Genomic DNA, 21,571 nt, shown 5'->3' with positions numbered 1-21,571 from the left:
TCCTTCCGTGATCGTCCAGTGTGATGGGGTGGGCCCATGAGGAAAAGGATTGCCTCGGTTTGCGTCCTGGCGGTCCTCCTGGCCTGCCGGGCCGACAACCCCGAGGCCCAGGTGCGGAAGGCCTTCGAGGCCTGCCGTGTGGCCGTGGAAGCCGGGGACGCCACTGCCGCCATGGCCCCGCTGGACCCTGCGTTTCGTGGTCCGGAGGGCATGGACCGCGCCACGGCCCGCTTCTTCCTCATGGGCACCTTCCGGCAGGGGAAGGTCGGCGTGACGGAGGTGCGCAACGAGGTCGCCGTCCAGGGAAGCGAGGCCATCCAGGCGGTGGACCTGATCCTCACCAGCCACGGCGGCGGACTGCTGCCCCAGGACGCCACGCAGCGCAGCTTCCGCCTGACCTGGCGCAAACGCCAGGGTGAGTGGCTGCTGCAGTCCGTTCAGTCCCTCTGAGCCTTCCGCTGCTGCCAGGCACCCTGCCCCGGCCGCAACGAGCCCAGCGGCATCTCGGCCGCCAGGGATTCCCGCACCTCCCGCGGGAGGCGATGCTCCCGCCGCTCCTCGCGGAGCATGGCCTGGAAGGAGCCGAAAGCCAGCAGCTGGACCGGCTTCACGCCCTGCTCCTTGCCCGCGTCCAGGACGCCCGGCATTTCCTGGTAGCGCCCCAGCCCATAGAGCGCGACGCACTTGAGGGCGTAGGCCCGGGGGTTCAGGGGGTGGTCCCGCAGCACGCGGTCGCACTGGGCCAGGCTGCCCTGGGGTTGGTCCACCATGCCCTTGGCGGCCTCGTTGAGCAGGTCGGCCGCCTCCTGCTCGGACAGGCGCGGCGCGGCCTTCGGAGCCGGGCTGGGGTGGGTGGACGCTTTGGGAGTGGACCGCAAGTCGGGTCTGGCCTCGGGCTTGAGGGTCGGCTTCGGATCGGACTTCGCGCCAGCTTCAACCGCGGGCCCCGGGGCGGCAGGCACCGAGGTGGTCGGAGCGGGCAGCGTGATGAGCCGGGGGGCCTTCGGTAAGTCCCGCCAGGCCCAGACGCCCACCCCTCCAGCCACGACCGTGGACGCGATGGCGATCCAGGGCCAGGGACTCCGTGATGTCCGCCGAGGGGTGGTCGCGAGGGGCGGCACCGCCGATCTGGGCAGGGCCCGGGTGGGTTGGGTGCCGGGCAGGCCGGCCCAGGCGGGATCCATTGCCTCGCGCAAGGTGCGGGCCATGGCCTCCGCAGTCGGGAAGCGCTGGGCGGGATCCTTGGCCAGGGCCTTGGCCAGCAGCTGACCCACCTGAGGCCCGAGACCGCGCAGGTCGGAGGCGGACAGGGGCGCGGGCTCTTCATTCACGAGGCGGTAGAGGATGGTCGCGGTGGTGTCCCCCTCGAAGGGCCGATGGCCCGCCAGGGCCTCGTAGAGGATCACCCCCACGGCGAAGAGGTCGCTGCGGGGGTCGGGCACACCGGTGCGGATGTACTCCGGCGCCATGTAGCCGAAGGTGCCCAGCAGGGTGCCGGTGCCCGTCATGTCCGAGCCCGCCACCCGGGCGATGCCGAAATCCATGACCTTGGCATGCAGGCGGTCGCCTTCGCGGCGCACGCGGATGTTGCTGGGCTTGATGTCCCGGTGCAGCACGCCCTTCTGGTGGGCGTAGCCCAGGCCATCGCAGACCTGGGCCAGCACCTCCAGGGCCTCCACCGGGGCCAGCACGCGATCGCGCAGCATGGCCTCCAGGTCCACGCCGGGCACGAATTCCATGGCCAGGTAGAGCACCCCCTGGTCCTCGCCGAATTCGTGGATGGTCACCAGGTTCGGATGGTTCAGCGTGCCTGCGGCCCGGGCCTCCCGGGCGAAGCGCTCCCGCGCCTCGGCACCCTGGGCCGCCTCGCGGTGGATGGTCTTGAGGGCAACCTCTCGGCCGATGGCCGGATCGAGCCCCAGGTAGACCTCTCCCATGGCGCCCTGCCCTAGGCGCTTCAGGATCTCGAACCGGCCCAGCTTCTGGAGCATGTCACCACCTAGGCACTCTAAACACCATGGAACCCAGACCCTCCTTCTCGGTTGAGCCCCGGGAAAGCTTCAGAGTCCGAAGTACTCCATGAATTCGCCATGCAGGTCCAGGGGCAGGTGGCAGGTCTGCAGCTCTTCCGCCACCACCTGGTTGCAGCGGGGCACGGCCCGGAGCTCCGCCGAGGGGATGCCGCGGTCCCGGGCCTGGCGCAGGGTCTGCATCACGGCATCCATGCGGCCCAGGCGGTAGTGGGTGACCAGCAGCATGGCGTGGGCCTTGGCGTTCCTCGGATCGATCTCCAGGGCCTGGAGCAGCTGGAGCTTGGTGGTCTCCAGCACGTCCTGGCGGACCTCGGCGCGGCCGTAGGGGCCGGTGCCCTGGGGGGCCAGCGCTTCGCGGGCCGCCGGACGGGACACGATCACGGGGCTGAACATGGATCCGGAAGCCGTGGTGCTGGCCTGTTTCGCCGGGGCGGGATGCGGCGTCGGGCGCACCATCGGCACGCCCCGCGGTGGTGTGGGAGGCGTGGGTCCGCGGCCGGGGGACATCAGCCCCTTGATCTTGAGGGCCACCGTGGGGCGCTCCTGCTCCCAGCGCCAGGCCGTGTCCTTGGCCGCGCGCAGGACCGCCGCCAGGTCCTCCGCGGTCTGGAAGCGGTTGGCCGGGTCCTTGGCCAGGGCGTGGTGGAGGATGCCCTGCACATCACGGCTGATGCCCTGGAAGGCCGTGGGCGGCAGCGGCGTGGGGTTCTCGTGGAGCAGCCGGTAGATGACCGAGCCGGGGCTGGGGCCGTCGAAAGGCGGGATGCCGGCCAGGGACTCGTAGAGGATCACGCCCACGGCGAAGAGATCGCTGCGGGAGTCGGGACGGCCGCTCTGCAGGTACTCCGGCGCCATGTAGTTCACGGTGCCGAAGACCGTGCCCTCGTCCGTGGTGTCCGTGTTGATGATCTTGGCCACGCCGAAGTCCAGCACCTTGGCCTGGAGGCTCTTGCCGTCCCACACGACCCGGATGTTCGAGGGCTTGATGTCCCGGTGCAGGATCTGGTGGCGGTGGGCCATGGCCAGGCCATCACAGACCTGGGCCAGCACCTCGAGGGTGTCCTTGGGGGAAAGCGTGCCGGCCCGGATCAGCGTGCCCAGGTCCTCCCCCTTCACCAACTCCATGGCCAGGTAGAGGACGCCCTGCTCCTCGCCCAGCTCGTGGACGGTCACGATGTTGGGGTGGTTCAGCACGCCGGCGGCGCGGGCCTCGGTGGCGAAGCGCTCCCGGGCCTGGGGGCCCATGCCGGCCGCCGTGTGGATGACCTTGATGGCCACCTCCCGGCCGATGATCGGATCGCGACCCACGTAGACCTCACCCATGCTTCCCTGGGCCAGCAGCCGTACGATTTCGAACTTGCCAAGGCGCGTCAGCACGGAGGTTTCCGGACGATGGTTTCCCGATCATCGGACGGGCCTGCCCCCCCGTCCAGGGCTTTTTCCCCCCGGGCCCATTCGTCCAGGATCAGCCTTCCAGCCCCCGCAGCCAGGCCTCGTCGCGCACGGGGATGCCCAGGGTCTCTGCCTTGGCCAGCTTGGATCCGGCCTTCTCGCCGGCCAACAGCAGGGTGGTCTTCGGCGACACGCTGCCCGTGACTTTGGCGCCCAGCCGCTTCAGCAGGGCCTCCGCCGCCTCCCGCGACAGGGAAGGCAGCGTGCCGGTGACCACCGCGACCTCGCCGGACAGCGGCAGCCCCGACAAGTCCCGGGGCGCGGGCGGCGCGGGCCGCACGCCCAGCTCCGCGAGCCGCGCCGGCAGTTCCGGATGCAGGGCCACGAAAGCGCGCAGGGCGGCCGCGACCTTCGGTCCCACTTCCTCCACGGCCTGCAGCTTCTGTTCATCGGCTACCCACAGCAGATCCAGCGAGGGGTAGGCCTCGGCCAGCAGTTCCGCGGTGCGGGCGCCCACCATGGGGATGCCCAATGCGTGGATCCAGCGGGCCAGGGGTTTCATGCGGGCCTCGTCCAGGGCCTGCATCAGGTTCTGGGCGGACTTCTCGGCCATGCGGTCCAGGCCGGAGACATAGGCCAGCCCCAGCCGGGGTTCCTGCAGCAGGCTGAACAGCTCCCAAGGCTGTTCGAAGCGTTTGGATGCCACCACCTGCTCCACCAGGGCCTCGCCCAGGCCCTCGATGTCCAGGGCGGAGCGGCCGCCGAAGTGCAGCAGCCGCGCCGCCAGCTTGGCGGGACACTCGGGATTGAGGCAGCGGATGGCCACCTCTGCATCATCCGTCTTGCCGACCTCGCCGGCGCATTCGGGGCATGTCGCGGGAATCAGCGTCGCCGGCAGGTCCCGGCCCTCTTCGCCCGGCACCAGCGCCACCACCTTGGGAATGACCTCGCCGCCCTTCTCGATGAACACGCGATGTCCGACCTTCAGGCCCAGGCGCGCCAGCTCGTCGGCGTTGTGCAGGGTGGCCCGGCGCACCGTAGAACCCGCCACTTCCACCGCCTCCAGCTCGGCCACCGGCGTGAGCTTGCCGCTGCGCCCCACCTGCCAGGTGATGCCCAGCACCGTGGTGGTCACCTGGGTGGCGGGGAACTTGAACGCGATGGCCCACCGGGGTACGCGGTCCGTGGCCCCCAGGCGCTGCTGCAGGGCGGGATCCAGCACCTTCAGCACCACGCCATCCGTATCGAAGGGCAGCCGGAGCCGGGCTTCGGCCTGCTCCGCGATGAACGACAGCACGCCCGCCAGGTCGCCCTCGCCATGGGCCGGCATCACGCCGAAACCCCATGCGCCCAGCAGAGCCATGGACTGCGCGTGATCCCATTCCCCGCCTTCGCTCCAGAGGACCTGCCAAGGCAGGAAGGACAGGCCGCGGGCGGCGACCTCGCGGCTGTCCAGCAGCTTCATGGTGCCGCTGGCGGCGTTGCGCGGGTTGGCGAAGCGCGCCTCGCCGCGGGCATCCCGCTGGCGGTTCAGCTCCTCCCAGCGCTTGCGGGACAGGAAGACCTCGCCCCGCACCTCCAGCCGCACGGGCGCCTCCGCGGGCAGCCGCAATGGAATGTCCGCGATGGTCCGCGCGTTCTCGGTCACCAGCTCACCGGTCTCGCCGTCGCCCCGGGTGAGGGCCTCCACCAGCTCGCGTCCTTCGTAGCGCAGCGAGAGGGACAGGCCATCCACTTTGAGCTCGGCCGCATAGCGCGGCCCGGCCTCCGGCGCCAGCTTGCGCCACTTCACCTCCCACTCGCGCAACTCGGCTTCCGAATAGGCGTTGTCGAGACTGAGCATGGGCTGGCCATGACGGCGCTTCTCGAAGGCATCCACCGGCGGCGCGCCCACGCGCCGGGTCGGGCTGTTCGCGTCGGCCAGCTCGGGATGTTCCTCCTCGATGGCGCGCAGTTCCTTCTCCAGTGCGTCGTATTCAGCGTCGGAGACCGTGGGCTGGTCCAGCACGTAGTAGCGGTACCGGTGCATGCGCACCTGGTCCGCCAGGTCCTTCATCCGCTGCCGCAGGTCGGTCATGCCATCCTCGCCCTCATTTCACCCTCGCCCGGTGAAGCACGCCCATGATGAGGCCCAGGGCCAGGAAGAAGCTCAGGGTACTGCTGCCGCCCGCACTGAAGAAGGGCAGCACCATGCCCTTGTTGGGCAGGGCCCCGGCCACCATGCCCACGTTCACCAGCAGGTGCAGGGAGAAGATGCCGGCGGCCCCGGCGCAGAAGTAGGCCTCCGCATAGGTATGCGCCTCGCGGGCCGCATCCAGGATGCGGCTCAGCAGCAGCCCGAACAGGCCGAGGGCGAGCAGGACGCCCACGAAGCCCCGCTCCTCCGCCCACACGCTGAACGCGAAGTCCGTGGTCTTCACGGGGAGGAAGTTGAGCTGGGTCTGGGAGCCGCTGGTGAAGCCCTTGCCGATGAGCCCGCCGGAGCCGATGGCGATGCGGCTCTGGTTGACCTGATAGCCCTTCCCCTGCAGGTCCGCGGAGGGATCCAGGAAGATCAGGACGCGCTGCTTCTGGTAGGGCTTCAGCACGAACTTCCAGGCGCCGAAGCCACCGACGCCCACCAGGAGCAGGAGCGCCACCACCCAGCGGGCGCGCAGGCCCTTCATCAGGGGGATGAGCAGCAGGATCGGCAGGAAGCTGAGGGCCATGCCGAGGTCGGGCTGGCGCTGGATGAGCAGCATGGGGAACACCACCAGCCCCACGGCCCCGAAGAGCTCGAGCCTACCGACGCTGTCAGCGCCCTTCGAGCCCAGGCGGTGGGAGACGTAGAGCAGGGTCACCCACTTCATCAATTCCGAAGGCTGGAAGGTCTGCCCGGCGATGACGAACCAGCGGGTGGCGCCACCGATCTTCTTGCCGATCACCAGCACCGCGGCCAGGGCCACGAGGCCCAGCAGGTACGAGGGGAAGCTGTAGCGGAAGATGCGCCGGGGATCCACCGTGGCCAGCAGGAGCATCAGGAACAGGCCGATCAGGTTCCAGAGGCTCTGCTTGAGCCAGATCGCCGCCTGGGGCGTGTTCCGGCCGGCCGAGTAGAGCGTCAGCGTCCCCAGCGCGATGAGGGCCAGGATCACCCAGAGCAGGCGCGAGTCCAGGGCGCGGAAGCGTTCCCTCATTCCTGGGTCTCCGTCGGCTGAGGCGCGAAGGGATCCACCATCCGGCCCCGGGGCGCCGGCAGGGGGTTGGAGAGCCGGTCCAGGCACCAGTACTTCACGAGCTTGGCCGCCACGGGGGCGGCGGCGGTGGAACCGAAGCCCGCGTTCTCCACCACCACGGCGAAGGCGATCTGGGGATGATCGCGGGGCGCGTAGCCCGCGAAGAGGGCGTGGTCCTTGAGCTTCTTGGCCTGGCGCGCGTAGTGGGCCTTGTCCACGAAGGTGGCCACCTGAGCGGTGCCGGTCTTGCCCGAGAAGGGGACGAGCTTGGCGATCTCGCGGATGAAGGGGTTGGCGCCGGCCGTGCCGCTCTGCACCACTTCGGCGAGGCCCTCGTCCAGGGTGGCCCAGTGCTTCGGATCGAGCGGCGTGTCCTTGAAGGCGGGGGGCGGCGCGGGCTGCAGCTCGTTGCTCTGGTCATCCCGGAAGCCGTAGAAGAGGTGCGGCGTGAGCAGCTTGCCCCTGGTGGCCAGCAGGGCATAGAAGCGGGCCAGGCCCAGGGGCGTCACGCCCACGGCGCCCTGGCCGATGCCCACGCTGATGGTCTCGCCGGCGTACCACTTGGGATCCTTCGGCGCGGCCTTCTTCTTCCAGGCCCGGCTGGGGATGCGGGTGCGCTTCTCCTGGGGGAGGTCGATGCCCGTGCGCTCCGTGAGCCCGTACTTCTCGGCCGTCGCGTAGATGTCGTCGATGTCCAGGCGGGAGGCCAGCTCATAGAAGTAGACGTCGCAGCTCTGGGCGATGGCCTGCACCATGGCCAGGCTGCCGTGGCCCGTGGGCTTGTCGCAGCGGAAATCCCGGCCGTAGAAGTTCTTCTTCCCGGCGCAGTAGATGGCCGTCTGGGGCGTGGCGATGCCCTTCTCCAGGGCCGCCAGGGCCACCAGCAGCTTGAAGGTGGAGCCGGGCGCGTAGATGCCCTGGATGGGCCGGTTCACCATGGGCTTGGTGAGGTTGTTGGCCAGGTAGCGGTCCACCATGTCCTGGCTGAGCCGGTTCAGGAAGAGGTTCGGATCGTACGAGGGGCTGGAGTACATCGCCAGCACCCCGCCATCCCGCAGATCCAGGACCACCACGGCCCCGGCCTCCTCGCCCATGGCGTCCTGGGCGATCTTCTGCATCCCGGCGTCAAGGGTCAGGTAGAGGCTGCGGCCAGCCGTGGCATCCTCCTGGCCGAAGTTGGCGACTTCCGTGCCCAGCTGGTCCACCAGGATGCGCTTCTGGCCATCCAGGCCCTTCAGTTTGTCGTTGCCGCTGGCCTCGAAGCCCTCCTTGCCGATGGTCTCGCCGAGCCGGTAGAGGTCGGGCTTGGCCTTCATCAGCGGTTCGTCGACCTCCCCCACGTAGCCAAGCACGTGGCCCGCCAGCTCGTCGCCGAGGTAGACCCGGCGGGGCGCCACCTCCACGCCCAGGAAGGGGAAGCGGGCCCGGATGCGCTCGGCGATAGCGATGCCCGCCTCATCGAGGTTCTCCTTCAGGACCAGGGGCCGCCCCTTGCCCGCCAGGCGGTAGCTCTGGATCTTCCGGGTCAGGGCCGCCGGATCCACCTGCAGCGCCGCGGCGAGCGAAGCCACCACCTCCGGCCGGGTGGGCAGGTCCTCCCGCTGGATGACCAGGTGCAGGGCCCGGCGGTTGTCCACCAGCCGCTGGCCGTTGCGATCCAGCACCAGGCCGCGAGGCGCCGGAATGGGCCGCACCTTCACCGCCTGCTGCAGAGCCAGCTGCTTGAACTCCCAGTAGCGCACCAGCTGCAGCCACGCGTAGATGAGGACCAGCAGGGCCACCAGGCTCCAGGTCATCACCTTGAAGGCCCCGAGCCTCCGGCGCAGAAGGGGGCGCTGCCGGGGATCCATCTCAGCGTCGCCCGGACCCGGTGCCTGCATGGAGCAGGCGCCAGGCCAGCCAGCCCCAGACCGGCACGGTCAGCAGGGTCCAGAACCACCCCCAGCCCCAGGGGTGCGAGGTGGTGGCAAGGCGCACGGCCCCATGCGCCAGGAGGGCGTGGAGAACGCTCAGCGCGGCGAGGCGGGCCAGCCAGCCCTTCAGCCCCTCCAGGGGCCAGCGCCCGGCCATCCAGCCGGCCAGCAGGACCAGGGTCAGGTCCGCCCAGGCCGTCCCGCCGAGGTGGGGGTAGAGGCGCAGGGAGCCCTCCAGGGTCCAACCCGCGGCCAGGGCCCACAGGGCGCCGAACAGCGGAGATCCGGCCCTCGGCGCGAGCGCCAGCACCAGGGCGGCGTGGAAGATGGGCTGGAGGCCCGGGAACGGCGCGCTGAGGGCGACGAGGCCCAGCGCGGCGGCACAGAGCAGGTTCTGGCGGGTGAGGGTGGGAGCGGCGAGCCTCATGGTGCCCCCCGCTTCCGCTGCTGGGTCTTCGGCTCCGGCGCCACGAAGGGCGGCTGCACCTCCAGGGGCGGCTGGGGGGGCAGCACCAGGACGGCATTCACCCGGTCGAGGGGCGCCGAGAGGTGGACGATCACCCGCAACTCGAGATCGCCCTTGGCCACTTCGGCCACATAGCCCACGAGCAGGCCCCGGGGGAAGACCCGGTCCAGCCCGCTGGTGAGGACCGCCTCGCCCGCCTGCACGACCTCCTGGTTGCTCACGTAGCGGATCAGCGCCCGCCCTGAGCCCAGTCCCTGGAGGACGCCGGTGGCCCGGCTGCGCATGAGCATCACGGCCACCGAGGCATTGGGGGCGTCGGCGGGGAGCACCTTCGACTGGGTGGCGCCAACGGACCAGAGGCGCCCCACGATGCCCTCCGGCACCAGGACGCCCTGGTCCGGTTCCAATCCCAGGTCCTGGCCCCGGTCCAGGATCAGGCCGCCGAAGGTGGCCGGGCGCGTCGCGAAGAGCACCCGCGCCGACTTCAGCTCCAGCGGAATCTGCTGCTTCAGGCCGAGCATCCGCACGGCCTCGTCAGCCTCGGCCAGCCGCGGGGCCTGCTGGGCCTGCTGGGTGCGGAACTGGGTCAGCTCGGCCCCCAGCCGCGCATTCTCGGCGCGGAGCTCCGCCAGGCTGCGCCCGGAATCCCGGCGGGCGGCCCGCCAGCCCTCCCACCGGGCGGCGATGGACTGGGATGGACGCGAGAGCACGTCCATGAAGGTCATCCAGTGACGGGCGGGATTCGGCCCCAGCAGCACCCAGGTGCCGTGCCCCAGCCAGAGGAGGACCAGGGCCAGGCGCTGCAACCCCGTGCGGCTCCAACTCCACTTGGCTGCGCGGACGACCATGCGTCCTCCCGGCTAGTCGAGGATCTGGATGCGGCGCAGGAGCGGGATGTTCTCCAGCAGCAGCGCGGTGCCCCGCACCACGGCGGTCTGGGGATCCTCGGCCCGGAAGACCGGCAGGTGCGTCTCCTTGCGGAGGCGTTCGTCCAGCCCCTGGATGAGCGAGCCGCCACCCGTCAGGCAGATGCCGCGGTCGATGAGGTCCGCCGCCAGCTGGGGCGGCGTCTCGTTCAGGGCCTTGCGCACCAGGTCGATGATGGCGCCGATGGGCTCGGCCAGGGCTTCGCGGATCTCGGCGTCATTCAGGGTGAGCGTCTTGGGCAGGCCCTCGAACTGGTCACGGCCGCTCACTTCCATGGTGCGCGTCAGCTCGGAGGGGAAGGCGGAGCCCAGCGTCCATTTCACTTCTTCAGCCGAAGCTTCCGAGATCAGCACGTTGTACTTTTCGCGGATGTACTTGATCACCGCCTCGTCCATCTCGTCGCCGGCGATGAGGATGGAATCCGAGAACACCTTGCCGTTGTAGCTGATGACGGCCACGTCCGTGGTGCCGCCGCCGATGTCCACGATCATGCAGCCGCGTTTCTCGTTGATGGCGAGCCCGGCGCCGATGGCCGCCACCATGGTCTGGTCCACCAGGAAGACCTCGCCGGCCTTGGCGTCGTAGCAGACCTGCTTCACCGCCCGGCGCGCCACCTGGTGGGCCCGGGGCGGCACGCTGACCACGATGCGGGTGCGGGCGATGCCGCGGTTGGGGCGGGCCTTCAGGATGAACGCGGCCAGCATCTTCTCGGCGGCGTCCACCTCGAAGATCATGCCGTCTTTCATGGGGCGGATGGTGCGCACGCCCTGCGGGGCGCGGCCCAGCAGCTGCTTGGCCTCGTCGCCCACGGCTTCCACCTCGTGGGTGAGGGTGTTCACGGCCACGATGGAAGGTTCATAGATGACGATGCGCCCGGCCTGCTTGGTGTGGATCAGGGTCGAGGCCGTGCCGAGATCGATGGCAAGGTCGGAATTGAACAAATTGGACCAGAACTGGCTGGAGAAAATGCTGGCCACAGAGGACTCCCGGAGAACCTCCTAGTGTGCCACGCGCAGACCGGACCGACTACAACTGGCCCGGGGGGCGCAACCGGGTTTCGGGCGGGTTACTTTCCAGCCGCCAGCAGCTCCTCGACCAGCAGATCCCCGTCCAGCCGCTGTCCCGACCATGTGGGTCGCAGAGCAGGCTGCGGGGCAGCCTGCGGAGCGGGGCCCCACAGGGAGGGAATCAGGCCGGAGGGGGGCGGGATCCGAATTGCACACCCGCGCGCGTGTCCGGGGCGGGTTACTTTCCGGCCGCTACCAGCTCCTCGACCAGCAGATCTCCGTCCAGCCGCTGGGGCAGCTCCTTGTGGTAGCCCCGGACCCAGCGCCTCCCGTTCACCAGCACGAAGGGGATGGCCCGCTTCCCGGTCTCGGCCTCGAGCTTCTCGGCGGCCCCGGGCACGGTCTCGATGTCCACCTTGGTATGGGCCACCTGGTGCTCCGCCAGCCAGGCCTCCAGGCGCCGGCAATCCGGGCACCAGGTGGCGCTGTAGACCGCCAATTCCAGGCCTTCGAGGTCGCTAATTCGGCTCATGGGATCCTCCCGGACCTGTCATTCTGGATCTTCTGATGCCTTTCGGAGAGATTCCATGTCCAAGCTGACCCGCCCCGCCGTCCTCCTCGCAGGTTCGGCCCTCCTCCTGTCCCTGGCCTGCAAGACCGGCAAGCCTGACGCGAGCCGCGTGATCGCCAATGTAGGCGGCGAGAAGATCACCGAGGCCGAGTTCCAGGACGTGGTGAAGACCCTCTCGACGGACCCCAAGGAGGCCCAGGCCTTCCTCTCCGATCCCGCCGCCCGGGACGAGCGGGCCAACCTCGCCAGCCGCCTCGCCACCTCCCGGGCCATCAGCGCCTATGCCAAGCAGACCGGGCTGGACCAGGACCCCAGCGTCAAACGCCAGCTGGAGCAGCAGCAGGCCAGCGTCTACTTCCAGGCCCTGGCCAAGCGGCGCACGACCAATGCCGAGCCCACGGACGAGCAGCTCAAGGCCTTTTACCAGGAGCAGGTCGAGCGCCTGAAAGCCGCGGGCCAGGCCCAGGGCATCCCCCCCTTCGAGGCCGTGAAGGGACAGGTGGCCCAGAGCCTCAAGCAGAAGCGGATGGCAGATATCCAGGCCAGCATCCTGTCCGAGATCAAGGCCAAGGTGCCCGTGACCCTGGCCGATGACTACCGGCCCGCGGGCGAGTAGGTCTCCAGTACGACCCTGAACAGGAAGGCCCCCGCGAGGGGTAATGCCGTTCAGTTAAGGACTCAAATCAAGAGGGTGTGGCTGTTATCACTCACAACCTGGAGTTTTGACCTCTCATGACGAACAAGGCCCCGTCACCACGGGGCCTTGTTCGTCATCCCCAAAGGAGAAGCTGGGTCCCATGGCTGAAACCAGACTTCATGTTTCCGCGTTACCGCAAGGCCGTGTGTAGTGAACGAAAAGATGTCCTGTTCAGGAAGCATAATCTGTCCGCATAGATCCGATTTCACCCCCTTTTGAGGATCAAAATCGACCAAACAGACCCGGTGCTGGAACCATATTTTGTCCGATCGTGCAAGGTTGGAAGCAAAAGCTGTCCGGTCGTGTAGAAGTGTTACAAGTTCAATGTAAATAGTATAAAAACGATGGTGTCTGATCGTCCCGCTACCTGGTACCACGGGCTCTAGGGGGTCCACCTTCCCCCACCACTGCTCATCCGATCGGCAACCAGTTGGGCGATCCACTCTTCATTCGCCGCGTCCGCTCGGGAACTTCGGAGAATATGGACCCTTTGACCATCGCGAAGCGCCAGATGTGCCGATTGTTGACCAAAGCCCTTGGCCCCCTTCCCGGCCTGTACCCAAGCGCAGCGTTCGCCTACATTCAGCTGGTAGATGGTGTAGGTGCCGCTCGGGAATACGGTGATGAGGCCGTGGTAAATCATGGGTGTGGAGATGAAGCCCGGGGTGGCCTGTCCGTGTTCAGTCAGGAAGATTGGCACATGAAGGTCATCCGGTTCGATTCCTTCTTGGATGGTTCTCCGGAAATGCGCTTCAACCCCCGGCTCCAGGTCCACGTTCGAGAATGTGTCGCGCTGAGACCAGGCCGCCTTGAGCAGAGTGAAATATAGAAATGTCCGGATATCACGAGCATTCGCTCGATCCGAATATTTCAAGATGAGCTGTTTTTTCGCATGCACCCGGACCGATTTGTAAGGGGTCTGGAAAAGCGCGCGAACACCGCGGGTGTCGATGTCCTGGTGGCTGCGCTCGCATTCCTGGCAGAGGATGTTGGAGTCGTATTCTCCGATCCGGACCCTTCTTGGCGGCTTGGATCCATCCCGATCGATGGCCCACAGAAAATCCTCGTTACCCTGCGCCGCTTTCGCCTTTAGAAAAATCGCTTTCGGGAAAATGTGTGCATCGGCCTTGGGTGCGCTGGTGCTACCGCAGAACCGGCAGGGAGAAAGGAGATCCGGAGTCGGTGTTGAACTCATGGTAGCCAGGGGTCGAGCGCGAGCGTCGCCATCGGGGAACTACCGCTCCACCGCTGACTCGGAGGTGTGCTCACCTGGTGTATTCCTACTCCGTTCTTTCGGGCTCAAGAGTCGTTCTCGCATGTACCTTGGGTTTGCTGGGGAGCGGTATTCAATTGGGTCCAAACAAGCTGCATTGACTCCTTGAGAGATTTGCTTCCAGTTAGTTGGATTCACACCCCAATTATTCTGACGGGGTAATCTCCATTGCTGCCATGAATCTAGGCATGAGCTTTCCAACCAATGCTTTCAACTGTCTCTCCCCGCGGCGATAGGAGCACCACAGCAACTGGGGTCTACCCAGAGGGTCTGTAACTTTGAATCCGACACCGAAGTCCTTCGGCGTGAGTGGGTTTCTATGGCAGATGATCGAAAAGGCGCGACCGTCAGGGAGGTCCAAGAGGTCTTCCAGGTAGGCAAGATGCCCAATTCGATCCTGGAGTTTCGTCGCATCGATATAGAGCCGCTTCTTCCGCACCCTCGTCAATTCTTCAAACTCAGACTCTGGTGGAAAGAACGCGGGTTCAGCACTGACATGATGGCGAACCATCCAATCGATTTGGAGAGGGTGAAGGAGTGATCGAAACGCGCTCATCAATTCGGCTGAAATCTCGCCTAAGAGAGAACCTAGGCGTTCATGGCTGATCTCGAACAGGGTTTCGTATTCCACCGCACCGCCAGCAGCCCTCCGCGTACGGTGGATGTCTAGGATTTTTGAAATCGGGCCGAAATGTAGTGTCCAGTGTTGGTCCCCATCCTTGGGATGGAGGACCAACTTATCCTCACAAATGATCAGAACTGCCTCTTCAAGGTCGAGCCTATTGACGCCATGAGGGAGAGAGGCAGTTCCGCCCATGCTTACCTCCTCCTAAAAGGACGTACAGGCAGCCTTGCACCGTCACCAGCGGCAAACCTGCTGCCCGATGAAGCCCCGCATTCCGTGCACTCTGCGTCGGTGCGAGGTGCGTCGAACCGAATGGATCCTAACCTGGGCTCGAAGTAGAGGAAGTCATGTTCTAGCCCCCCAAGCCGGAGGCCTACGGTTCTAAATAGGTAGTCGTCGACCCCACGGGCCGCAGCTACGGCGTTGAGGGTGATTACACTTGGCGATGGGATATCGGGTTCATCCACGTACCTTTGGGCAATTCGCTCCGTGGCTGAGAGAGCTTCATCCTGGAGCTTGGCCGGCGAGATGAGTCCATTGCACCAGAGACAAGCTGACCCGGGGTTTGAAGGGCGAACAACGCTGAATACGCGTCCGACCTTTCCGGTAGCAGCCTCTACCTCAACCTTTGCCCCAAGTTGGACACCAGGGATTAGGTATTGGTGAACCAGAGCGTTGAAGACATGCCGAGCCTGATGGCTATCAGCTGCAAGAAAAATAAAATCACAACTGGTGAGGGCCTCTGCTGTATCGCCGTCCACGACAGACTCAGGAATTCGTTGAACTTCGATTGAAGAATTTGCTTGGCGAGCGACTCGAGAAGCAATATCCACCTTCAGTCGTGGACGGGAAAATGGCATATTCTTGATCCACTTCGGCAAACCAGACTGCTGAAAAACTTCACGGGTGTCCCAGGCGGAACTCCCTACAACCCTTGAAAGGTTGGATGGTTCAATCCGATCCGGATCAACTAACACCAAAGATCCAACTCCAAGGCGCGAGAGAAGCTCGCAAACGAGAGAACCGATTCCACCAAGGCCAATGATCCCAACTCGTTGCTTACGAAGAATCCCCTGCCCCCGCTCCCCGAAGAGCCTCGCCTGCCGATCATATTTGATGTCGAGGCCCCTGCCTCCAGCGATGGGGTCTGAGGTGAGGTAGCGAAATGTAGAGCCCAGCACTCGAGCTCCTGCGAGGGGCTTCCTCCCATTCTTAAACCAGAGGTCCCCGGCAACTGCGTTCTGCGCGAAGACGAGGCCACCAACTATTTGACCCCGGGTGATGTCCCTGAGGGCAGGGTAGCCTCGCTCATGAGACCTAAGGTCATCCCCTGAAAACTCCACGGAGTCTAGGCCTGCGTGGTTGTGGATCGCTAGGTAGGCGAACCCCTCATCCCGGCAAAAGAGCGCTCGGTCTCGCACAAAGGAAGGGGTGAGCATCCTATACCCGCGCTGGCCGGGAACATACTCCAAGCCATCCTTCGCGAGGAAAAGGTTCCGCCCAAGAAGGCGTACTCGATTCCCAGTACGAGAAATCCCAGCGGCCAGTACCGCCCCATGCTCGTCACCATCGCCAGGGAAGAGATGGCTGAAGAGATCGGAGGCGATTCCCCCAGGTAGTACTAGCTCGTAGTCTAAGGATGCGTCCTGAACCATAAAAGGACCTTATGAAGTTTGAGGAGGGCGGTGTCTGTCCTGGGGTTGAGGCGGTTGGACCTTCTCGAAAGTTGGAGGGCGGGCCGGCCTAGGAACGTCTGGCCAGCTTGAATCCCCTCACCTAAGGGACGGCCATCAAGGCGTTGCAAGTCCCCTCGGACGAAATGGGGATAGACATCTGCGTGGGGGTATTGAAATGTGATGCGGAATCCCACCCAGGAATGCCCGAAGGTATAGAGGCCATCGATGGGAACCTCTTCGATGATCACCCACGCTCCGCCATCTCCGTCCTCTTGCACCGACATCTGATGACCTTCGAAGTGGAGCCGGAGTTCCTCCACCGCCTTTGCAACATGCTCGGTCATGGGACAGCTCCCTAGGAGTTATCGTCCGGAGCCACCGCGATGAACCTCTGGTCCTTGTGGAGGGGTACTTCGTCGACATCGCCAACCACTCGAGACCTCTGGGCCCCGAGCTCCTCAGAAAGTAGGAAGTCCTGCTGAATCTGAACTCCTTGGGCGATGGCAGCGGCCTTGATTTCGGCACCATTCGCCTTGTGGGCGACCATCTTCACCGGGTTCTCGTTCACCAGGATGATGACCTCATGGGTGGGTTTGGGGTCGTGGCTCATGGGAATCTCCTGTTTGCCGTGTAGGCCATGTAAGCCATATTAGCTAACAAGTCAGAGAAGTCAAGTCCCCCCAGGGGAAATTCTTCCATCAACCCTCTGTGTCGAAGGTTCGCCTTAATGCCTCATAGGGAACAGGCCGCCCAGAGGTTTGCATATCTCTCAATAGATACAGAAGCTTAGGGTTTGCGGCCAGCCAGTCCCGCATATCAGCAGAGACCCGAGTGTCCAAAGCCCTAAGTTCATCTATATGAGTGTTTAATGCGGAGGCAAGTTGCTCGTACCTGTCGGTCTGCCGACGACCATGCTCTAGATCGCTAAGGAACGGGGCAGAGACGCCAATTTTTTCAGCAAGCCCACGTAGGGTGAGGCCCTCTAGCTCGCGAAGGAGTCTCACGGCTTCACCAAGAGTCTTCACACCTTCTGGCACGTGGCGCATAGAACATCCATCCAATTTCTACATGTTAGCTAAAACAGCAAACAAAGCAAGGGGTAGTTCAAAACTAGGTCAGACTGTGGGGACTTTGAATCCCGCCCCCGCTTGTTCAATCGCACCCTGAAACTCAGTGGAGAGCGAAACGATGCATCTTAGGAGTGCTGGTACGTCGGAATCTGCATTCCTGAGCACATCGGTGGTGTCGAAGACAAAGTCGGCAACAGGGGTATCCATGACGGACCACCTGACAATTGCACACCATCGAGACAGCGAAACCTTGCGGACGAACTCGCCGGCGCCACCGGGGTTGGAGAGCCGGCCAGAAAGGGTTTTGAGGTATTCCCCTGCTCTCTGATAGCGAAGATCTACGCGAAGCGCAGGGGCTTTCGCCTTCCCAACAACCAGCTCCATCCCTGAGGCGAGCGATTCAGCAATAGAGATCAAGGAACTGACTGGGAGTCGGAGCTTAGGGTAGACCGGCACTACCGCACATTCCACGACCCACTGCTCAGAGACTCCATCCTCTAACTCTAGATCCAACGAAACGCCTTCGGGACCAGGCCTCGAATCCTTTGGTGGGAAGACTATGGGCTTGATGAATGCCCGTGCGTATGGTCCCACGCGGTCATCATGAATGTAAATCTTGTTGAGCCGTGAACTTCTAACTGGAATGCTACAGGACAAGGTTGCGTTGTCGCTTCCGCTGAGCTGAAAGCCTGCGGCGGTAACAGCGTGACGTCCTGCCTCGCCGACTAGCCCAAGCACAACTGGGATCCCAGAAGCAAGATATGTATGGAGGGCCAAGAAAAAGTATTCGGGGTGTCCGAGAGGACTTAAAACCTCCGGGGTAAAGCCAAAACCTCTGGTGGCTTCACAGAGCTGAAGCAAGGTGAGTCCGACACTGGCCGACAGCATGGAACGTCCACCAGATCTGGCTCCTCGAACGGCGGCTTCGGTGATCTCAGCAGGAGTGGGTGCTCGAATTCCATCATGACGAGCAACTTGGTCAAGTGCGCTCCAAAGTGCTGCGGTTGCACAGGCCCCTACAGCGGCATCCTGTTGCTGGAAGGCCAAGCCTTCTACAGTGAGCCGAAGGTTGCCAAGATGGACGGAATGTGAGTTGGTGGTCCAAATTTGTCGTTCAGGCCCTTCCTCATCAGGGAGCCGGACGATGATTGTTCGCCCAAGGGGAACTGTCTGTATTGGGCGGATGGAGCTGTAACCACAGTACCCGCTTGAGAGATTGGTCCCTCCCGGCGGGGCTTGGATCTCCCTCTCAGCCAACTGCCTATCGGTAGGGGAAGCGAAGCCCTTTCTCAACCACTGGGCAAGCTGTGCGTCGCTGAATGCATGAGCAAAGAAGTGAACGCGCTGGACGAAGTTCGGGGGTGGTTCAAGCTTCCGACTGTAGTAGTTGGCGTACTCGTCCATAAAATGGCGGTCAATGTAATGCCGCTCATGAACGAGGGTTTTGACACCGAGACGCTCACAGTATCGAGCGAGGTACTTGACCTGAGGAGGCACCAGCCTATTACCGGAGGCGCTCGCCCCACAGACCAAATCCACCAAAGATTCCTGGGTGAATTGGATTACCGAGATTTCATTCTCAACCATGCGTCATCGGAATCGGAGGTTTGCAGCTGAGTCAGGGAGAGTGAACTGCTCCTGAAGGTCCCTGTTCAGGTCATTGGCCCCACTCGATGCTGAGTGAAAGGCGTGCATGAACGACTCAGATGTGACAGGAGGATCACAAGGGTGCGAGGCACCAGGACCTTCAGGCTGAGATGGGTGGGTCGGCATGTTGACTCCACGGGTAGCAATGCAATTTGCATGACCGAGGGCATCTGGAGTTGGAGCATTGGCTGAAGGGTAGCCGAAACCCACGAACTCACAACAGCGGGGAGGGGCATCCTACTCCAAACTCAGGGGACCTGTAGCCATTGTTTTTTGCCTTGCCGCCGACCCGGGACGTCTGGCTCAGAGGGACAGTGAATTAACGGAGGTCACAGAAAGGCTCTGAATAAATTGGCATTTATTGGATTTTCCTGCATTATTTAATCAATACAGATCAGAACTTTTTCCGATGGCGCGGGCTCTGGTAATCTGACAAAGGTGGAAATTCCAGAGTGTGGGTGTCCGCCCTCATGCCCGATGCCAGCACCTCATTGGGTCGATTCATCCAGATCGCCTCGGGCAAGAGCACGCTGGTGGGAATTGCGGCGCGAAGTGAGGGGGCAGGGGTCCCCCGGACGCCCCCCTAGATCGGAAGATCAGGAGCCACTAGGTTCTCGAGCAGGCTGGCCTGGTCTGGATGGTTGCCCCATGGCAGGTTCTAGGTGGTCCAGGCGCCACAGGGTAAGGGGAGGCCCCCCCTTGGCTCAACTCGGACTGCGCCTGTATATTCTTTCGATCTCTCTCAACCTCTCGCTTCCTCGGCTCCGCTTGGCACACTGGTGCAAGCGCGGCCGGTTGGCTGAGGCCAACAGGAACAACCCATGGAATTTGAGGAAATCGAATTAGGCGTGATACAGAGGATCAAGAAGCTTCCGAAGTGCAAGTCCAGGTTTTGTTTCCAATCAGCGGTCCACCACCTGGAGAAAGCCGAAAAGCTCTTGGGAGTGGATAACGCGATGGCGGCATTCAGGGCCATCACAGCAGAGGAAGAGGCGGCCACTGGCTTAATGTGCTGCCTCCAGGAGTTGAATTATCCCAACGCAGACAAACTCCAGCCACGCAGCCACCTCCACAAGAATGCAGTTGCAGCCCTCCTTGCAGTCCTCGGCCATGACTTCGGTTTGCTGATCCGCGACCATGGGTTTGAATTCACTTTAGTCATGAAGAAGGATGGGTTGGAGCCTCCAACCCTACATATCAGGAACAAAGCGTTTTTCGGAGACCACGTGATGGTCCCGGATATGCCATTCAACTTCCTGGCCTCGACGGGAGACAAACTGCGCTCCTTCTCAACGAGTCTTTCTGTCTTGGCGACGGAAGCTGGGGCGAAGAATATTTTGGATTACATCCGGAGGGAGGCCAATATCCGGAACCACATCCTTTATGCGAGCGGCATGGGTGTTCCCATGGTGTTGGACCCGCCTGCCCAACTCCTGAATGCGAAATGGAAGCGAGTGATCGCATGCCACTACATCTACCTGTCCATCAAACAGTACCCGTCGCATCAGTTGTTCCTGCAACAGGCGATCGATGCTTTCTTGGCGATGCTGAAGGTGCTACCGATGGGCGAATTGCATCCAGAGTCGTGAAGTCCTTAGCTTAATTTCTGGATCGAATGCCCTTCAAAGGAATGGAACTGTTATCCCATTCGGGGCGAATTTCGGTGAGAACGCTAGAAACCTAGTCGTTTAGAATCAACATTCGGATGAGGTGGTTGTCGGAGTCCGCGACGAAAACACGCCCCTTGGTGTCGACCGTAATCCCGTGGGGGCCCTTGAAGCGTGCTTCCAAACCAGATCCATCGGCACTTCCCGCTTCATACCCCTTTCCCGCCAAGGTGGTGACAAGCCCTTCTGGTGAGACCATCCGAATCAGACAGCTATCGTAGTCTGCGACATAAAGATTTCCATTCTGGTCGATGTCAATGCCACGCGGGCTGGAGAACCGTGCTTCACCACGAAGCCCATCTTTCGTCCCAGGGACACCGAGCTTGCCGGCTAAGGTCGTGACGACGCCATCTGGTGTGATTTTCCGGATGGCATCATTTCCACGATCCGCGACGAACATCGTCCCATTTCGATCTACGGCGATGGCGAACGGCATCAGGAATCGGGCCTCAGTTCCTACTCCATCCATTGAGCCAGGGTGCAGTGCCTTTCCTGCGACCGTGACAACCCTCCCATCAGGGGTGATCTTGCGGATGGTGTGGTTCACAGCGTCGGTGACGTAAACCGTGCCATCATCCCCAACCGCGATGCCGTGGGGACGGTTGAACCGAGCCACTGACGCCGGGCCATCCGCATCTCCAAGGGCCCTCAGCTTCCCAGCAAAGGTGGTGACCACGCCTTTGGGCGTGATCTTGCGGACGGCGTGATTCGCGAGATCTGCCACAAAAAGATTGCCCTTGTGGTCGATGCTCAGGCTGTTTGGTAAATAGAATCTAGCCTCTCCCCCACTCCCATCCTGGCCACCTTCGCGCCCGAGGGAACCTGCCAACGGCCTAAGGATGCCATCTGGTGTGAATTGGCGGAGTGCATGGTTGCCAGCCTCTGAGATATAGACCGTACCGTCGTTGCCCACCGCCACACCATGGGGCTCAAAAAGCAGGGCGGAACTGGTCGGTCCGTTAACAGCTCCAGGCCAGCCGGGTTGACCGACAAGCGTCTTGACGGTCACCCGTCTCTGAACGGAGACCAGTTCTTTGACCGAAGCCCCTCCAGGCGCAGTCGGCCCGCCTGAAGTTCCCTGGGCAATGGGTAAGAAGGCGAGAAACAGGGCAACTATGGAAACCATGGCAAATCCTTGTGAGGGCTAAAGGATGGTATCCATCCAAGCGGAATTGAGGTCAACTTGGAATTAAAAATCAAATATGTAACATGAAATTTATTTGACGGGTAACCACTTAATCTGTTTCTCTTTGCGGTATTCCTACAACTCCTGGAGAGAAATGATGCGCCGAGGGACTTCCCAATTCTGGGGTCTTGTGTTGATTGCGCCCTTATCGGGACAGGGAGCCCAGGTGGGCCTAACGGTATCCGTTGGCCTTACACAAGTGCAAG

Annotated in this window: 19 protein-coding genes; 3 read left to right on the top strand and 16 right to left on the bottom strand. The window is 63.4% G+C overall.

Annotated elements, in window-relative coordinates; all coding sequences use genetic code 11:
- Positions 1-36 precede the first annotated feature (36 nt).
- Positions 37-450 carry a hypothetical protein gene (locus QOZ81_RS01460; protein ID WP_291202692.1) on the top strand — a complete coding sequence of 138 codons (414 nt, stop codon included), beginning with the start codon at positions 37-39 and terminating at the stop codon, positions 448-450.
- Here QOZ81_RS01460 and QOZ81_RS01455 read toward each other — a convergent pair.
- The 9 genes from QOZ81_RS01455 to QOZ81_RS01415 all read right to left on the bottom strand — a co-directional run bounded on the left by QOZ81_RS01455 (position 438) and on the right by QOZ81_RS01415 (position 11,485).
- The gene (locus tag QOZ81_RS01455) at positions 438-1,991 is read right to left on the bottom strand and encodes a serine/threonine-protein kinase (RefSeq protein WP_291202694.1); all 1,554 of its coding nucleotides are present in this window, start codon (positions 1,989-1,991) and stop codon (positions 438-440) included. The genes QOZ81_RS01460 and QOZ81_RS01455 overlap by 13 nt on opposite strands.
- A gap of 69 nt (positions 1,992-2,060) precedes the next feature.
- Positions 2,061-3,410, bottom strand: a complete 1,350-nt coding sequence (locus QOZ81_RS01450; protein ID WP_291202698.1) for a serine/threonine-protein kinase — start codon at positions 3,408-3,410, stop codon at positions 2,061-2,063.
- 88 nt (positions 3,411-3,498) lie between these two features.
- Positions 3,499-5,502 carry an NAD-dependent DNA ligase LigA gene (gene ligA / locus QOZ81_RS01445; RefSeq protein ID WP_291202701.1) on the bottom strand — a complete coding sequence of 668 codons (2,004 nt, stop codon included), beginning with the start codon at positions 5,500-5,502 and terminating at the stop codon, positions 3,499-3,501.
- Positions 5,503-5,515: 13 nt separating this feature from the next.
- A complete protein-coding gene (rodA, locus tag QOZ81_RS01440; RefSeq protein WP_291202704.1) occupies positions 5,516-6,601 on the bottom strand; it encodes a rod shape-determining protein RodA in 1,086 nt (361 codons plus the stop codon).
- Complete coding sequence (gene mrdA, locus QOZ81_RS01435) at positions 6,598-8,520, bottom strand: penicillin-binding protein 2 (protein ID WP_291202707.1); 1,923 nt, start codon at positions 8,518-8,520, stop codon at positions 6,598-6,600. The genes rodA and mrdA overlap by 4 nt, the downstream gene beginning before the upstream one ends.
- Positions 8,492-8,980, bottom strand: coding sequence for a hypothetical protein (locus QOZ81_RS01430; protein WP_291202710.1), 489 nt, complete (start codon positions 8,978-8,980; stop codon positions 8,492-8,494). The genes mrdA and QOZ81_RS01430 overlap by 29 nt, the downstream gene beginning before the upstream one ends.
- Positions 8,977-9,867, bottom strand: a complete 891-nt coding sequence (mreC, locus tag QOZ81_RS01425) for a rod shape-determining protein MreC (RefSeq protein ID WP_291202713.1) — start codon at positions 9,865-9,867, stop codon at positions 8,977-8,979. The genes QOZ81_RS01430 and mreC overlap by 4 nt, the downstream gene beginning before the upstream one ends.
- Before the next feature lie 12 nt (positions 9,868-9,879).
- Positions 9,880-10,923 carry a rod shape-determining protein gene (locus tag QOZ81_RS01420; protein ID WP_291202716.1) on the bottom strand — a complete coding sequence of 348 codons (1,044 nt, stop codon included), beginning with the start codon at positions 10,921-10,923 and terminating at the stop codon, positions 9,880-9,882.
- A 268-nt stretch (positions 10,924-11,191) separates the two neighbouring features.
- Positions 11,192-11,485, bottom strand: a complete 294-nt coding sequence (locus QOZ81_RS01415) for a glutaredoxin family protein (RefSeq protein WP_291202719.1) — start codon at positions 11,483-11,485, stop codon at positions 11,192-11,194.
- A 55-nt stretch (positions 11,486-11,540) separates the two neighbouring features.
- Here QOZ81_RS01415 and QOZ81_RS01410 point away from each other — a divergent pair, with 55 nt between their 5' ends.
- Positions 11,541-12,140, top strand: coding sequence for a hypothetical protein (locus QOZ81_RS01410; protein WP_291202722.1), 600 nt, complete (start codon positions 11,541-11,543; stop codon positions 12,138-12,140).
- Positions 12,141-12,603: 463 nt separating this feature from the next.
- Here QOZ81_RS01410 and QOZ81_RS01405 read toward each other — a convergent pair whose 3' ends face one another.
- The 6 genes from QOZ81_RS01405 to QOZ81_RS01390 form a co-directional block, all read right to left on the bottom strand.
- On the bottom strand, positions 12,604-13,416 hold the full coding sequence (locus QOZ81_RS01405; RefSeq protein WP_291202725.1) for a hypothetical protein: 813 nt from the start codon (positions 13,414-13,416) through the stop codon (positions 12,604-12,606).
- A gap of 223 nt (positions 13,417-13,639) precedes the next feature.
- Positions 13,640-14,311, bottom strand: coding sequence for a hypothetical protein (locus QOZ81_RS01400; RefSeq protein WP_291202728.1), 672 nt, complete (start codon positions 14,309-14,311; stop codon positions 13,640-13,642).
- Between the two features lie 2 nt (positions 14,312-14,313).
- Positions 14,314-15,558 carry a ThiF family adenylyltransferase gene (locus tag QOZ81_RS16725; protein WP_441316718.1) on the bottom strand — a complete coding sequence of 415 codons (1,245 nt, stop codon included), beginning with the start codon at positions 15,556-15,558 and terminating at the stop codon, positions 14,314-14,316.
- 592 nt (positions 15,559-16,150) lie between these two features.
- The gene (locus tag QOZ81_RS01395) at positions 16,151-16,405 is read right to left on the bottom strand and encodes a hypothetical protein (RefSeq protein ID WP_291202731.1); all 255 of its coding nucleotides are present in this window, start codon (positions 16,403-16,405) and stop codon (positions 16,151-16,153) included.
- 88 nt (positions 16,406-16,493) lie between these two features.
- Positions 16,494-16,841, bottom strand: coding sequence for a helix-turn-helix domain-containing protein (locus QOZ81_RS16720; protein ID WP_366082406.1), 348 nt, complete (start codon positions 16,839-16,841; stop codon positions 16,494-16,496).
- A 69-nt stretch (positions 16,842-16,910) separates the two neighbouring features.
- Positions 16,911-18,452 (bottom strand): hypothetical protein, encoded by a 1,542-nt coding sequence (locus tag QOZ81_RS01390; RefSeq protein WP_291202734.1) that lies wholly within the window; start codon positions 18,450-18,452, stop codon positions 16,911-16,913.
- 881 nt (positions 18,453-19,333) lie between these two features.
- Between QOZ81_RS01390 and QOZ81_RS01385 the strand changes: the two genes are divergently transcribed.
- On the top strand, positions 19,334-20,101 hold the full coding sequence (locus QOZ81_RS01385; protein WP_291202737.1) for a hypothetical protein: 768 nt from the start codon (positions 19,334-19,336) through the stop codon (positions 20,099-20,101).
- A gap of 91 nt (positions 20,102-20,192) precedes the next feature.
- Here the strand turns inward: QOZ81_RS01385 and QOZ81_RS01380 are convergent, their stop codons facing one another.
- Positions 20,193-21,305 carry an NHL repeat-containing protein gene (locus QOZ81_RS01380; RefSeq protein ID WP_291202740.1) on the bottom strand — a complete coding sequence of 371 codons (1,113 nt, stop codon included), beginning with the start codon at positions 21,303-21,305 and terminating at the stop codon, positions 20,193-20,195.
- Positions 21,306-21,571: the final 266 nt, after the last annotated feature.

Origin of the sequence: Geothrix sp. (genome assembly GCF_030219325.1) — a bacterium.
Taxonomy (GTDB): Bacteria; Acidobacteriota; Holophagae; order Holophagales; family Holophagaceae; genus Geothrix.
Note: the sequence above shows the minus strand (reverse complement) of the source record. Positions and strands in the feature narration are given on the sequence as shown.